Annotated in this window: 14 protein-coding genes; 7 read left to right on the top strand and 7 right to left on the bottom strand. The window is 68.3% G+C overall.

What is annotated here, in order from left to right; all coding sequences use genetic code 11:
* Nucleotides 1–50 precede the first annotated feature (50 nt).
* From AC5WS7_RS27005 to AC5WS7_RS26995, 3 genes are read left to right on the top strand one after another with little or no spacing between them, the layout of a single operon-like run.
* Nucleotides 51–527 (top strand): HIT family protein, encoded by a 477-nt coding sequence (locus tag AC5WS7_RS27005; RefSeq protein WP_495957383.1) that lies wholly within the window; start codon nucleotides 51–53, stop codon nucleotides 525–527.
* Nucleotides 524–1,336: a maleylpyruvate isomerase family mycothiol-dependent enzyme gene (locus AC5WS7_RS27000; protein WP_495957382.1), complete on the top strand. Its 813-nt coding sequence runs from the start codon at nucleotides 524–526 to the stop codon at nucleotides 1,334–1,336. The genes AC5WS7_RS27005 and AC5WS7_RS27000 overlap by 4 nt, the downstream gene beginning before the upstream one ends.
* A gap of 6 nt (nucleotides 1,337–1,342) precedes the next feature.
* Nucleotides 1,343–1,993 carry a Type 1 glutamine amidotransferase-like domain-containing protein gene (locus AC5WS7_RS26995; RefSeq protein WP_495957381.1) on the top strand — a complete coding sequence of 217 codons (651 nt, stop codon included), beginning with the start codon at nucleotides 1,343–1,345 and terminating at the stop codon, nucleotides 1,991–1,993.
* Nucleotides 1,994–2,054: 61 nt separating this feature from the next.
* On the opposite strand, the gene AC5WS7_RS26990 is transcribed toward AC5WS7_RS26995, so the two are convergent.
* Nucleotides 2,055–2,654, bottom strand: coding sequence for a TetR/AcrR family transcriptional regulator (locus AC5WS7_RS26990; RefSeq protein ID WP_495957380.1), 600 nt, complete (start codon nucleotides 2,652–2,654; stop codon nucleotides 2,055–2,057).
* A 156-nt stretch (nucleotides 2,655–2,810) separates the two neighbouring features.
* Here AC5WS7_RS26990 and AC5WS7_RS26985 point away from each other — a divergent pair, with 156 nt between their 5' ends.
* Nucleotides 2,811–4,307 (top strand): MFS transporter, encoded by a 1,497-nt coding sequence (locus tag AC5WS7_RS26985; RefSeq protein WP_495957379.1) that lies wholly within the window; start codon nucleotides 2,811–2,813, stop codon nucleotides 4,305–4,307.
* A gap of 72 nt (nucleotides 4,308–4,379) precedes the next feature.
* Here AC5WS7_RS26985 and AC5WS7_RS26980 read toward each other — a convergent pair whose 3' ends face one another.
* Nucleotides 4,380–4,700, bottom strand: coding sequence for a GroES family chaperonin (locus AC5WS7_RS26980; RefSeq protein WP_495957378.1), 321 nt, complete (start codon nucleotides 4,698–4,700; stop codon nucleotides 4,380–4,382).
* A 294-nt stretch (nucleotides 4,701–4,994) separates the two neighbouring features.
* On the opposite strand from AC5WS7_RS26980, the gene AC5WS7_RS26975 reads away from it, so the two are divergent.
* Together AC5WS7_RS26975 and AC5WS7_RS26970 are read left to right on the top strand one after the other, a co-directional pair.
* Nucleotides 4,995–6,347 (top strand): FAD-binding oxidoreductase, encoded by a 1,353-nt coding sequence (locus AC5WS7_RS26975; RefSeq protein ID WP_495957377.1) that lies wholly within the window; start codon nucleotides 4,995–4,997, stop codon nucleotides 6,345–6,347.
* Nucleotides 6,348–6,408: 61 nt separating this feature from the next.
* A complete protein-coding gene (locus AC5WS7_RS26970; RefSeq protein WP_495957376.1) occupies nucleotides 6,409–6,702 on the top strand; it encodes a GNAT family N-acetyltransferase in 294 nt (97 codons plus the stop codon).
* On the opposite strand, the gene AC5WS7_RS26965 is transcribed toward AC5WS7_RS26970, so the two are convergent.
* The 3 genes from AC5WS7_RS26965 to AC5WS7_RS26955 form a co-directional block, all read right to left on the bottom strand.
* The gene (locus tag AC5WS7_RS26965) at nucleotides 6,699–7,004 is read right to left on the bottom strand and encodes a hypothetical protein (protein ID WP_495957375.1); all 306 of its coding nucleotides are present in this window, start codon (nucleotides 7,002–7,004) and stop codon (nucleotides 6,699–6,701) included. The genes AC5WS7_RS26970 and AC5WS7_RS26965 overlap by 4 nt on opposite strands.
* Before the next feature lie 338 nt (nucleotides 7,005–7,342).
* On the bottom strand, nucleotides 7,343–8,500 hold the full coding sequence (locus AC5WS7_RS26960; protein WP_495957374.1) for an acyl-CoA dehydrogenase: 1,158 nt from the start codon (nucleotides 8,498–8,500) through the stop codon (nucleotides 7,343–7,345).
* Between the two features lie 163 nt (nucleotides 8,501–8,663).
* The gene (locus AC5WS7_RS26955) at nucleotides 8,664–9,404 is read right to left on the bottom strand and encodes a TetR family transcriptional regulator (RefSeq protein WP_495957373.1); all 741 of its coding nucleotides are present in this window, start codon (nucleotides 9,402–9,404) and stop codon (nucleotides 8,664–8,666) included.
* Nucleotides 9,405–9,677: 273 nt separating this feature from the next.
* Here AC5WS7_RS26955 and AC5WS7_RS26950 point away from each other — a divergent pair, with 273 nt between their 5' ends.
* Nucleotides 9,678–11,201, top strand: a complete 1,524-nt coding sequence (locus AC5WS7_RS26950; RefSeq protein ID WP_495957372.1) for an alpha/beta fold hydrolase — start codon at nucleotides 9,678–9,680, stop codon at nucleotides 11,199–11,201.
* A 13-nt stretch (nucleotides 11,202–11,214) separates the two neighbouring features.
* On the opposite strand, the gene purE is transcribed toward AC5WS7_RS26950, so the two are convergent.
* Together purE and AC5WS7_RS26940 are read right to left on the bottom strand one after the other, a co-directional pair.
* On the bottom strand, nucleotides 11,215–11,757 hold the full coding sequence (purE, locus tag AC5WS7_RS26945) for a 5-(carboxyamino)imidazole ribonucleotide mutase (RefSeq protein WP_495957371.1): 543 nt from the start codon (nucleotides 11,755–11,757) through the stop codon (nucleotides 11,215–11,217).
* Nucleotides 11,747–12,973 (bottom strand): 5-(carboxyamino)imidazole ribonucleotide synthase, encoded by a 1,227-nt coding sequence (locus AC5WS7_RS26940; RefSeq protein WP_495957370.1) that lies wholly within the window; start codon nucleotides 12,971–12,973, stop codon nucleotides 11,747–11,749. Before AC5WS7_RS26940 ends, purE begins: the two co-directional genes overlap by 11 nt.
* Between the last annotated feature and the right edge of the window lie 58 nt (nucleotides 12,974–13,031).

The following is a 13,031-nucleotide window of genomic DNA, read 5'->3' as shown; positions in this document are numbered from 1 at the left end:
AAGCCGGCGGGGGGTGTCCCGTGGGCTTCGTACACCGTAATGTCTCGACTGTGAGCGGCTGCATATTCTGCGCGATCGTCGCGGGCACGGCACCGGCGACGAAGGTCCACGAGGACGACACCTTGTGCGCGTTCCTCGACATCCGGCCCATCACCCGCGGGCACATGCTGGTGATCCCCAAATGCCACGCGACCAACCTGGACGACCTCGACGCGGCGCTGGGCGCCGAGCTGTTCACCCTCGGCCATCGGATGGCGAAAGCATTGCGCCGCAGCACCCTCGCGGCCGATGGCGCGAATCTCATCCTCAATGACGGAAAGTCGGCCTTCCAGACCGTGCACCACGTACATCTGCACGTGGTGCCACGCCACACCGGCGATATTCGATCCTTCGCCACCGGAATGCTCTTTCGCGGACGGGTCGGCAGCCAGCCCGAGCCCTCGACCACCGCCGCGGCCATCCGCACCGGGTTGGATCGGCTCGGCATCGAGGAATCCGCCGACACGGACAAGGAAAAGAACGCATGACCGACCGCGACACCCTCACCACCGCCCTGTCACAGGAGTGGGACTCGTTGACCGATCTGGTCAGCGGCCTCGACGAAAATCAGTGGCGCACACCGTCTCCGCTGCCCGGCTGGACCGTCTTCGATGTCCTGGCCCATCTGGTCGGGATCGAATCCATCCTGCTCGGTGAGCCCAATCCGACGGCGGACGCCGCGGTCACCGCGGCGCCGCACGTGCGCAACGAGATCGGTGCGCTCAACGAGGCGTGGATCGAGTCGCTGCGTCCGCTGCGCGGCGAACAACTCCTGGCGAAATTCACCGAGGTCACCGACCGGCGGCGCAAGGCGCTGGCCGAGTTGACCGAGGATCAGTGGCAGAACCCGTCGCAATCACCGGTGGGCATCGTGCCGTACGGCCGGTTCATGCAGGTCCGCCTGTTCGATTGCTGGATGCACGAACTCGACATCGCCGATGCGCTCGGCGTCGCGGTGCCCGAGGACGGGCCGCGAGCCGAGATCGCCTTCGACGAACTCACCCCGACTCTCGGCCGCGCGGTGGTCAAGGGTGCGCACGCCCCGGACGGGTCGCGCATCAGCGTGGTCCTGACCGGGCCCGTCACCCGGCAACTGCATCTGGCGGTGGACGGCCGGGCGAATCAGGTCGACGAACTCGACGGCCCCGCGACCGTGCGCATCGAGATGCCCTCCGGGCTGTTCGCCCGGCTGCGCGCCGGAAGAACCACGGCCGCAGAGCATTCGGACCAGATCACGATCACCGGAGATACGGACCTGGGTCGCCGCGTGGTCGAGAACCTGCGCTTCACCATCTGAGCGCCGATGCGACTGTTCCTGTCCAGCTATCGATTCGGGGCGCACTACGACCGATTCGCCGCGCTCGCGGGCGAACCGGGGCCGGTCGCGATCATCCCGAACGCCTGTGACGCCTGGCCCGCGGCCTGGGCCGGCGCGGTGACCAGCGATCGAGTCCCGTTGCGCCGCGCGGGCTTTCGCCCCGACGTGGTCGACCTGCGCGACTACGTCGGCCGCACAGGTGAATTGGAGAAAACGCTGCGGCGGTATCCCGTGCTGTGGGTGCGCGGCGGCAACACATTCGTCCTGCGTGCCCAATTCGCCCGCAGCGGAGCCGATCTCGTGCTGCGCGACCTCTTGGGCGAGGACGCCGTGGCCTATGCCGGGTACAGCGCCGGAGCCTGCCTGCTCACTCCAGACCTGCACGGACTCGAGCCTGCCGACGACCCGGCCGAGGTGCTGCCCGCCTGCGGAGTCGAAACCCGCTGGGACGGACTGGGATTGGTGGACCGGCGCATCGTCCCGCACGTCGACTCCCCGGAGACCGATCCCGGCGGAGTCTGCACCGCCCTGGCCGCGAAGTTCCGCGGCGAGGAGATTCCGCACTGGGCGCTGACCGACGACGATGCGGTGATCGTCGAGGGAGACCGGGTCGAGGTATTGCGCGGCCGGCCCTGACGCCGCCCGTGTTCCGGCGACCCCCACTGACGACGCCGAATGCGAGCGTGCGACCCGATGCTCACTGCCGCTCGGCAATGCCCCTGTCCCGCAAGGCGATATCACGGACGGCCGCCTTCACCCACTGACGCCACAGGTCGGGGTCGGCGTCGTCTCCCAGGACGAATCGAGCGGACTGGGGCAGGGCCTCGCGGTAGTTGATCAGGCCGGTCAGCAGCGTCAGCAGATAACCCGGCGGCATATCGTCGCGGACCAGCCCTCGCTGCTGCGCGTCGTCCACCCGGGCGACCTTGTGCTGGTAGCGGTTGGCGCGGGCCTGGCCCGCGGTGATCTCGTCCGGTCCCATCTCCAGCGCCTCCCACATCTGCAGACGCAGGAATTCCGGATGGGCGCGGTGGTAGTCCAGGTGGGCATCGACCCAGGCGTCCAGATCGGTCAGATCGATAGGCACCGCCTCGGCCACATCCAGCATGACCTTCTCCAGCACCTGGCGGAACAGCTGCTGTTTATCCCCGAAATAGGCGTAGATCAGCTGCTTGTTGGCGTTGGCGTTACGGGCGATGCGATCGACCCGGGCCCCGGCGATCCCGTATGCCGCGAACTCGTCGATGGCCGCGGAGAAGATGCGCGCCTTCGTCGCCTCGGGATCTCTCGGAGCCATGCACCGAGTCTAACCAACCGAACAGTTGACAAGGCGCGTGGCCGACTGGAATATTCACAACCAACCGGTTAGTTACTGGGTTTCGAGGTTCACCTCCGACCCGATCCGGGCGCAGCGCGGCGCCCGGCATCCGCATACCGATTCCGGGAGATCGTCATGTCCACTCTCGAAACTTCAACAGCCGCAACGTTTCTCGAACCCGAGCAGATCGCGCCACCCACCGCGCCGCCGGCGCCCGCAACCGCCGCGCCGTTCGCCGGACGCTGGCGAGTGCTGCCGGTGGTGCTCAGCGCCATGTTCATGGCGATGTTCGACTGGTTCGTGGTCAACGTCGCCGCGTCCTCGTTGCAGCACGAGCTGCACACCGGCCAGTCCGCCCTGGAACTGATCGTCGGCGGGTACGGATTCGCCTTCGCCTCGGCGCTGATCACCGGCGGACGCCTCGGTGATCTGTACGGTCACCGGCGCATGTTCGTCCTGGGCATGCTCGCCTTCGGCGCGGCATCGCTGCTGTGCGGGCTGGCGCCGAACTCCTGGACGCTGGTCGCCTTCCGCATCCTGCAGGGCGGCACGGCGGCGCTCATGGTGCCGCAACTGCTCGCCCTGATCAACACCCTGTTCCCGGTCGGCGAACGCCCCCGCGCGATGGCCGCCTACGGTGCGACCATCGGCCTGGGCGCGGTCGCCGGGCAGGTGCTGGGCGGACTGCTGCTCGAGGCGAATCTGTTCGGCTGGGGCTGGCGCACCGTGTTCTACATCAACGTGCCGATCGGCCTGGCCGCGGCCGCACTGGCCGCACGCTGGCTGCCGCGCACCGAAGCACGCCACCGCACGAGGCTGGATCCTGTTGGCGCACTGGGTATCTCGAGTGCACTGGCATTGCTGCTGGTCCCGGTTACGGTGGGACGTCCGGAGGGCTGGCCGCTGTGGACGTGGATCTCGATGGCCGCGTCGGTTCCGGTCGCGCTGCTCACCGCGGGCTATGAGGCCCGGCTCGGCCGCCGCGGCGGCGCGCCGGTCCTGGACATGGGTATGGTGCGCCGCCGGGTGTTCAGCGCGGGCATGCTGATCGGCGGCGGCTATCTGACCTTCTTCGCCGGGTTCATGCTCTGCCTGACCCTGCTGCTGCAGGACGGGCTCGGCCTCTCACCCCTGCGCGCGGGGCTGGCGTTCGCGCCGCTGGGGCTGTGCTTCGCGGGCAGTTCGTTCTTCCTGGCTCGCCGCGTCGCGGACCGGATCGGCAATCGGGTCATGGTGGCCGGGGTCGGGTCGGGACTGCTCGGCACCGTGATCGTGCTGGCGGTACTGACCTGGTTCGGTCGTGAGGTCAGCGTGTTCGCACTCGTTCCCGGCATGATGATCGTCGGCATCGGCAACGGCCTGACCCTGCCCTCGGTGATCGGCGCGGTGCTGTCCTCGGGCATCCCGCCACAGCAGGCCGGGATGGCCGCCGGTGCGCTGACCACCTCACAGCAGTTCGGAAACGCCATCGGCGCAACGATTCTCGGAACCACCTTCTTCGCGGTCCTGGGGTCGGCCGACGGGACCGGCGATTACGTCAACGCCATGCGGGCCGCCGCGCTGGCCGGACTCGCCGTCCTGGTGATCGCGTTGGCGGCTGCCTTCGCCCTGCCCAGGCATACCCGGCCCTGAACCCGGCTCACCGCGAAGGCCTTCGTCGGGCCGACGAGCCCGTCCGTTCGGTGCGCAACCGAACGGGCGGGCTCACAGGTAGAGGCCGGTACCGTGCTCGGTGCGGTCGTTGGCGACCGCGTGCAGGTCGCGTTCGCGCATGACGGTGTACGCCTGACCCTGGATCTCGACCTCGAACTGGTCCTCGGCGCTGTACAGCACCCGGTCCCCGACCTCGACGCTGCGCACGTGCGACCCCACGCCGCACACTTCGCCCCAGGTCAGACGCTTGGCCACCTGCGCGGTCGCGGGGATGAGGATGCCGCCGCTACTGCGCCGCTCCCCGGCCTCGGGTGTTTCCCGCACGATGACCCTGTCGTGCAACATCTGAATTTCGAGCTTCGGATCGGACACCGCGAAATTGTATGAGACCAGGGCAACCGACGTACCGGCACCTGGTTATCCCGCCGGCCGATCCACGCCCGGACCAGCGCACCACCCTGCCGAGCACAGATTTCATCGCACGAGCAGGGACAACTGGTTGCACGAGCAGGCGACAACTGATCTGGTTGATACATGGGTAACTCCAAGGGCACGCCCGAAATCCGAGCGGGCGCTCAACCGCCGGCCTCGAGCACAAGCCGCCACGCGCCCGACGACACGCTGAGGTCCCGGGGAGGTGCAGGAGCGTCCCGGGCAGGAGCGGACGTGACAAAGCTCGCGGAGCAGCTGCCCCCGGGCACGGTCGTCACCGATCCGGACATTCTCGCCGGTTACCGGCAGGACCGGGCCCTGGACCCGGATGCGGGGACCCCGTTGGCGCTGGTTCGCCCGACCACCACCGAACAGGTCTCGACCGTGCTGCGATGGGCGCAGCGGCACCGAGTGCCGGTGGTGCCCCGGGGCGCGGGGACCGGGCTTTCCGGCGGGGCCACCGCCCAGGACGGTGCGCTGCTGCTGAGTACCGAGCGGATGCGACAGATCACCGTCGATCCGGTCACCCGGACCGCGGTCGCCCAGCCGGGGTTGCTGAACGCCGAGGTCAAACGGGCGGTCGCCGAGCACGGGCTGTGGTATCCGCCGGACCCGTCCTCGTTCGAGATCTGTTCGATCGGCGGTAACGCGGCCACCAACGCGGGCGGTCTGTGCTGCGTGAAGTACGGCGTCACAACCGATTACGTGCTCGGGATGGAGGTGGTGCTGGCCGACGGCACCGCGGTCCGGCTGGGCGGGCCGCGGCTGAAGGATTCGGCCGGGCTGTCATTGACCAAATTGTTCGTCGGCAGCGAGGGCACCCTCGGCGTCATCACCGAGTTGACGTTGCGTCTGCTGCCCGCGCAGACACCGCAGAGCACTGTGGTGGCAACGTTTTCCACGATCGAGACGGCCACCGCGGCGATCCTGGCGATCACCGCGCGGCTGCGGCCCTCGATGCTGGAGTTCATGGACTCGGTGGCGATCAACGCCGTCGAGGACGAATTGCGCATGGGCCTGGACCGCACCGCGGCGGGCATGCTGGTGGCCCGATCCGACGCCCCCGGCGAGCACGCCGCCGCCGAGGCCGCGATCATGGTCGAAATCTGCGAAAAGTCCGGTGCCGCAGAGGTTTTCAGCACCGAGGACGTGCAGGAGGGCGAGGCGTTCACCGCCGCACGACGGTTCGCCATCCCGGCCGTGGAGCGCAAGGGCACACTGTTGCTCGAGGATGTCGGTGTGCCGCTGCCGCGATTGGGCGAGCTGGTCACCGGCGTCGCCGAGATCGCCACGCGCCGTGCGGTTCTGGTCTCGGTGATCGCGCACGCCGGGGACGGCAACACGCATCCGCTGATCGTGCACGATCCCAGCGACGCCGAGGAGACAGCTCGCGCGCACCAGGCGTTCGGGGAGATCATGGAGCTGGCGATCGCATTGGGTGGCACCATCACCGGCGAGCACGGCGTCGGCCGGCTGAAGAAGGCGTGGCTGCCCGATCAGGTCGGCCCGGATGTGATGGCCCTGACCCGTCGCATCAAGGACGCGCTGGACCCGCACGGAATTCTCAATCCCGGCGCCGTGATGTAAAGCGCCCGGAACCGGGTACTCCGCCGGAACAAACTCACCCCTCCGAGGAGTTTCAGCACATATGACCACCAGGTTCGAGCACAATGTCGCCGATACCCGATATGAGATCTACCTCGACGACACCCTCGCCGGATACGCCGACTACAGCGAGCGCGCCGACGGCGACCGCAAGACGCGCGATTTCCAGCACACCCTGACGTTTCCGGAGTTCCGCGGCCGCGGCGTGGCCGCACAGGTGGTCGAATTCGCGCTGAAAGACGCCAGGGAAGCGGGGTTCTCGGTGATTCCCACGTGCTGGTACGTGGAGAAGTTCATCGCCGAACACCGCGAATACGCCGACATGGTGGGCGGCTAATTACGCCGCCACACCGAGAATTGCCGGTCGAGCGCGGTGCCGATGGCCTGATTCACCCGCCGGTTGTCGAAACCCGGTAACGACCGCAGCCGCACGAGAAATTCGGTGTCGGCTGCCGAACGGGGTACCACACATCCATTTCCCTTCGTCCCGATGAGCACGAAGAACATCGCCTCGGCGAAAGGTCCGTCCGCCGTGGTGATCACCCGGACTTCGGAGAGGTCCCGCCACAGGACCTCTTCGATCCGCCCGTTGTCCAACGTGCGCCGGACGAACTTGTCGTTGATCTCGACTCCGGCCATGCCTCAATAGTGCTCCGTGCGAGCCACATTCGATAGACCCGAATTCGCCCGATTGCGACTGTATTTGCGTCTGCAAGAACAGATCTCGCTGCCACGGGAACGCCGGAAAGAGCCGGTTTCGCAGCGGAGCGAAACAGTGGCAACCCGCCCGCGGGACCGGCGCTCGGGGCCTACCGCACAACCCCGCACACCTGGCCGGAACATCTCCAACGACACCGGTCTCCGGTTCGCGGCCCGGCCTCACCACTCGGCCGCGCGACAGGCACGCCAGCCGCGCGCCGAACGGTGGGACCTCGGAAGCCGCGAACCCGCCGGAGCGAAGGCGGAGAATGCGGCCGCTACCGAAGCAGGGCGCGCGACATCACCAGGCGCTGAATCTGGTTGGTGCCCTCGTAGATCTGGGTGATCTTGGCATCGCGCATCATCCGCTCCACCGGAAAGTCGGTGGTGTAGCCCGCGCCGCCGAACAGCTGCACGGCGTTGGTGGTGACCTCCATCGCCACGTCGGAGGCGAAACACTTCGAGGCGGCGGAGATGAAGCCGAGGTTCTTCTCGCCGCGCTCGGCGCGAGCGGCGGAGGTGTAGACCATCAGGCGGGCCGCCTCGACCTTCATCGCCATATCCGCGAGCATGAACTGGGTGTTCTGGAAGTCCGCGATGGCCTTGCCGAACTGCTTGCGCTCCTTGGTATACGCGATCGCGGCATCGAGGGCGCCCTGCGCCAGACCGACCGCCTGCGCACCGATGGTCGGGCGGGTGTGGTCCAGGGTCTCGAGCGCGGTCTTGAAGCCGGTGCCCTCCGCGCCGATCATCCGATCGCCGGGGACGCGGCAGTTCTCGAAGTACAGCTCGGCGGTCGGCGAACCCTTGATGCCCAGCTTGTGCTCGAGCGGGCCGACGACGAAACCCTCGTCATCGATATGCACCATGAACGCGGAGATGCCGTTGGCGCCCTTGTCCGGGTCAGTCACCGCCATCACGGTGTACCAGCTGGACTTGCCGCCGTTGGTGATCCAGCACTTGGAACCGTTGATCACCCAGTCGTCGCCGTCGCGGCGGGCGCGGGTGCGCATACCGGCCGCATCGGAGCCGGCCTCGCGCTCGGACAGCGCGTAGGAGGCCATCCGGCCGTTCACGATATCGGGCAGCACCTTGGCCTTGAGCTCCTCGGAGCCCTTCAGGATCAGGCCCATGGTGCCCAGCTTGTTCACCGCCGGGATCAGCGAGGACGAACCGCACACCCGCGCGACCTCCTCGATCACGATGCAGGTCGCGACCGAATCCGCACCCTGACCACCGAACGCGTCCGGCACGTGCACCGCGTTGAACCCGGCGGCGTTGAGCGCGTCCAGCGCCTCCTGCGGGAAGCGGGAATGCTCGTCGACATCCTTGGCGTAGGGCGCGATTTCCTTCTCCGCCAGGCCGCGGATTGCCTCGCGCAGCTCGTTGTGTACGTCGTCGAGCTTGAACAGGTCGAAATCGGGATTGCCCGCCATGGGTCGCTCCTGGTTGTCGGGTCGGATCACCTGGGTCCGCGAATTTTCAGCATGTCGGCACTCAGTGCCAGTCGTTGTCGAGTATACGTCGACATTTCACCGCGCGTTCCGCGATACCCCGATCTCGCTGGCACTGAGTGTCAACGCCTGGGAGTGACGGTTATCACAGATTACCGAGCCGTCGACCGAGGAAGGCGGTCACCTGCGCGGGTGGCATATCGCGCGGGAAGACCGCGACGACCATCTCCTGGTCTCCCTTGCGCTCGCGTCCGATACTCGCCAGCGCCGCACGCAGATCTGCTACCCCGCCGTCGGACTCACCGCGCACCATCCGCCGCAGCAGGTAGTTGTGCGTGGCCGTCACCGCCGCGGTGAACTGGATGAGCGCCAGATCCGGCGTCTGCGGCAGGGCGGTGCGCAGATAGTCGGTGAACAATCGCTCGTACCGGAACACGGTCACGATCTCCCGATCCCGCAGAGCCGGCACCTGCCGCACCACCCGATACCGCCGCGCGGCCAATTCCCGTGTGCGGGTGAATCTTTCGAACACCCCCACCACGGCCTCGCACACCTCGTCCCACGGATCACCCCGCGCCGCATCCAGATACGCCCGAGCCTGCGCCAATTGTGCCTCGTGGTCGGCGAATACGACGTCCTCCTTGGACCGGAACTGGCGGAAGAAGGTGCGTCGCGAGATGCCCGCGGCCTCGGCGATCTCGTCGACCGCCGTCGCCTCGTACCCCTGGTCCGCGAACAACCGCAGGGCGTGGTCGACCACCGACAACCGGAACGCCGCGCCGCCATTCCGGGAATTCTGCGAATCCTCGGACGCGGAAAGATGTGCCCCGCGAGCCGGCGGTTCGCTGCCCGGCCGGTTCTCGGGCGTGTCCCGTGAATTACCCATGTGCTCGCGAAATCAGTCGGCCGGTCGGCATATCGGCGATTATCCCAGAGCGGTCCGGCGCGAGGGCATCCCACTCCACGACCATTCTCTCCGGCACGTTCGCCGAACTGGTCCGGCGCGAGTCCCGGCTCGCAATCCGCGGCCGAACCGCAAAACGCCGGGGAGCGTCCGCGAATTCGCTCGCATTTGCGGTTGACTCTCCCTGATTTGCGTTCGTTCTGCGGTGGCTCCCTGCGTGATTCGGTCTCGACTTGCTGAAAGGGGCAGTTTGCGGTGGGTATCGAAGCTCGTTGGCTGCGTGATGCCGGAAGTGTCGTCGCGACGATGATCGTCGCCGTTCTGGCGACCGCGATGGCGGCTGGTGTCGCGGTCGCCGAACCGGCGGACCCCCTGGCGCACTTTCACCGGCAACATCTGGATTGGCATCCGTGCGACGATCCGGGCTTGGCGGCGGAACACGCGGAATGTGCGGGTGTCGCGGTGCCACTGGACTACGGCAGGCCGGACGGGCCGAACATCACGATCGCGATCTCGCGGATCCGGGCGCGCGATACCGCACACCGGCGCGGCGTGCTGCTGACCAACTCGGGCGGGCCGGGCACGCCGGGGATCGATGCGTTCGATCTGGTCGGTGACGTGCTGCGACCGGACGTGCTGAGCCGCTACGACCTGATCGGCTTCGACCCGCGCGGCGTCGCCCGATCCGGACGGCACCAGCGCTGCGGATGGCCGGTCGCCACCCCGATCCGCTCGGCGGGCGTCGGATTGCCCGGATTCGTCGCCGAGACGGGCCTGCAGGCTCAGCTGGCCGCCCGATGCCTGGTGGGCGACCGGGACTGGATGCGGCAGCTGAGCACTCGCAATACCGCCCGCGACATGGACGTGATCCGGGCCGCGCTGCACGAGGACCGGCTCAGCTATTACGGCGTGTCGTACGGAACGTACCTGGGCGCGGTGTACGCCCAGCTGTTCCCCGGCCGGTCCGATCGCATGGTGCTCGACAGCGCCATCGATCCGCGCCGCTATTGGCTGGGGCTGCAACAGGATTGGGGCCCCGCGGTGGAAACGGCCTTCGACGACTGGGCGGGCTGGGTCGCCGCCCGGGACCGGCGGTTTCATCTGGGCGCCGACGCGGCCGAGGTGCGGCGTGGCGTCGAAGCCCTGATCGACCGGGCATCACGATCGCCGATCGTGGTCGAGGGCTTCGGATTCGACGATCATCTGCTGCCGACGGTGCTGTGGACGATGTTGCGCGACGCGCGGTTGAACGCGGCCCTGGCCGCGTCGATGCTGGCCCTCGCCGACGCGGCCGCGGGCCGCGCACCGCAGGTGCCGCCGGAGCTGCACAAGCTGATCCAGGACAACGTGCACGACGAGAATTCGGTGATGGTGCAGATCTGGTGCGCGGACGCGCCGATGCCCGCCGATCCCGCCTGGTACTGGAACGCGATCCAGGCCGCCCGGCCGACCCAGCCGATCTTCGCCGCACTGGCCGACAACATTCAGCCCTGCGCCTTCTGGCCGCCGCCCGCCGAACCGCCCACCGTGGTCGACAACGCCGTGCCCGCACTGATCCTGCAGGCCACCGGCGACAATCGGACGCCCTACCCGGGGGCCGTCGCCCTGCATCATCAGATGTCGCGGTCACGCTTGATCACGTTGACCGACACCAGGATTCACATGGTGCTGCGGCCCGGTCTGAGCCTCTGCGTCCTGGACACCACCAACGACTACTTCCGCGACGGCGCCTACCCGGTGCAAGACCGGACCTGCCGGCCCAGCACATTGCTCGAGTAGGCGCCCGGTGCGGTCAGCCCAGCAGGCGCGTGCGCAGCGCGGCGTCCTTCTCCAGCACCATCGTTTCCAGGCCGGCCTGGAATTGCTCCATGCGAGTGCGCAATTCGGGGTCCGCGGCGGCGAGGATGCGCACCGCCAGCAGGCCCGCGTTGCGGGCGCCGCCGATGGAGACGGTCGCGACCGGGACACCGGCGGGCATCTGCACGATCGACAGGAGGGAATCCATCCCGTCAAGGTATTTGAGCGGAACCGGAACGCCGATGACGGGCAGCGCGGTGGCCGAGGCGACCATGCCGGGCAGGTGGGCCGCGCCGCCCGCACCCGCGATGATCACGCGGATGCCGCGCCCGGCCGCGGCCCGGGCGTAGTCCAGCATGCGCTGAGGCGTGCGGTGCGCCGAGACCACGCCGACCTCGAAGCGAATGCCGAACTCCGCCAACGCTTCCGCCGCGGCCTGCATGGTCGGCCAGTCCGAATCGCTGCCCATGATCAGGCCGACCATCGGGCCCGAACCGCCGGACCCGTTGCCACCAGCGGGATTTGCCTCAGTGCTCATCGTGCGGATCCCATCCGTCGGTCCATACCGCATGCGACATCCAGTGCGCCGCACGCTCGGCCTTCTCGCGTACCACCGCTACGTCATCGCCGAGAATGTTGACGTGCCCGATCTTGCGCTTCGGGCGTTCGCCCTTGCCGTACAGGTGAACTCGGGCCTCGGGCAGGCGGGCGAACAGGTGGTGCAGCCGTTCGTCCATCGACATCTCCGGCGCTTGCGGCGCACCCAGGATGTTCGCCATGACCGTCACCGGCGCGAGCGGGGTGGTGTCGCCGAGCGGATAGTCCAGGACCGCCCGCAGATGCTGTTCGAACTGGCCGGTGACCGCGCCGTCCATTCCCCAGTGCCCGGAATTGTGCGGTCGCATCGCCAGCTCGTTCACCAGCAGCGCGCCGTCATCGGTCTCGAACAGCTCCACCGCCATCACCCCGGTGACGCCCAGTTCGGTGGCCAACCGCAGGGCCAGCGACTGCGCCTGTGCAGCCGACTCCTCCGGCAGGTCCGGCGCGGGCGCGATGACCACCGCGCACTGCCCCTCCCGCTGCACCGTCTCCACCACCGGCCACACCGCGGCCTGACCGAACGGCGAACGCGCGACCATCGCCGACAGCTCCCGGCGCAGCGCCACCTTCTGCTCGGCCAGCAGCGGGACGCCCTGGTCCAGCTGCTCCCCGGCGACGGCGGCGGCCGCTTCGGCATCGTCGACCATCCACACCCCGCGGCCGTCGTACCCGCCGCGCACCGCCTTGAGCACCACCGGCCAGCCGTGCTCCGCACCGAAGCCGACCGCGTCCGCGACCGATTCCACGGCGGCGAACGCCGGAACGGGCGCACCGAACTCGGCGAGCCGACGCCGCATCGCCAGCTTGTCCTGGGCGAAGATCAGCGCGCCCGGCGGCGGCTGGACGTTCACGCCCTCGGCGACCAGCGCCTCGAGATGCGCGGTCGGCACGTGCTCGTGGTCGAAGGTCAACGCATGCGAGCCGACCGCCGCCTTGCGCAGCGCCGCCAGATCCGTGTGCGAACCCAGCACCACCTCGGGTGTCACCTGGGCGGCGGGGTCATCGGGGCGCTCGGCCAGCACGCGCAGGCGCTGCCCGAGCGCCACGGCGGCCTGATGCGTCATGCGGGCAAGCTGGCCGCCACCGATCATCGTCACGGTCGGCATGCCCGAATTGTCGAAAGAACGGGACGTCACGAGCCACAATGTTGTCATGCGCCGCCACCGGCGAATGCGTGCGGGTTGGTTGCCCGAACTGGAACGGACGTAGACT

It is taken from the genome of Nocardia sp. PLKS1-43 (genome assembly GCF_059510335.1).
Note: the sequence above shows the minus strand (reverse complement) of the source record. Positions and strands in the feature narration are given on the sequence as shown.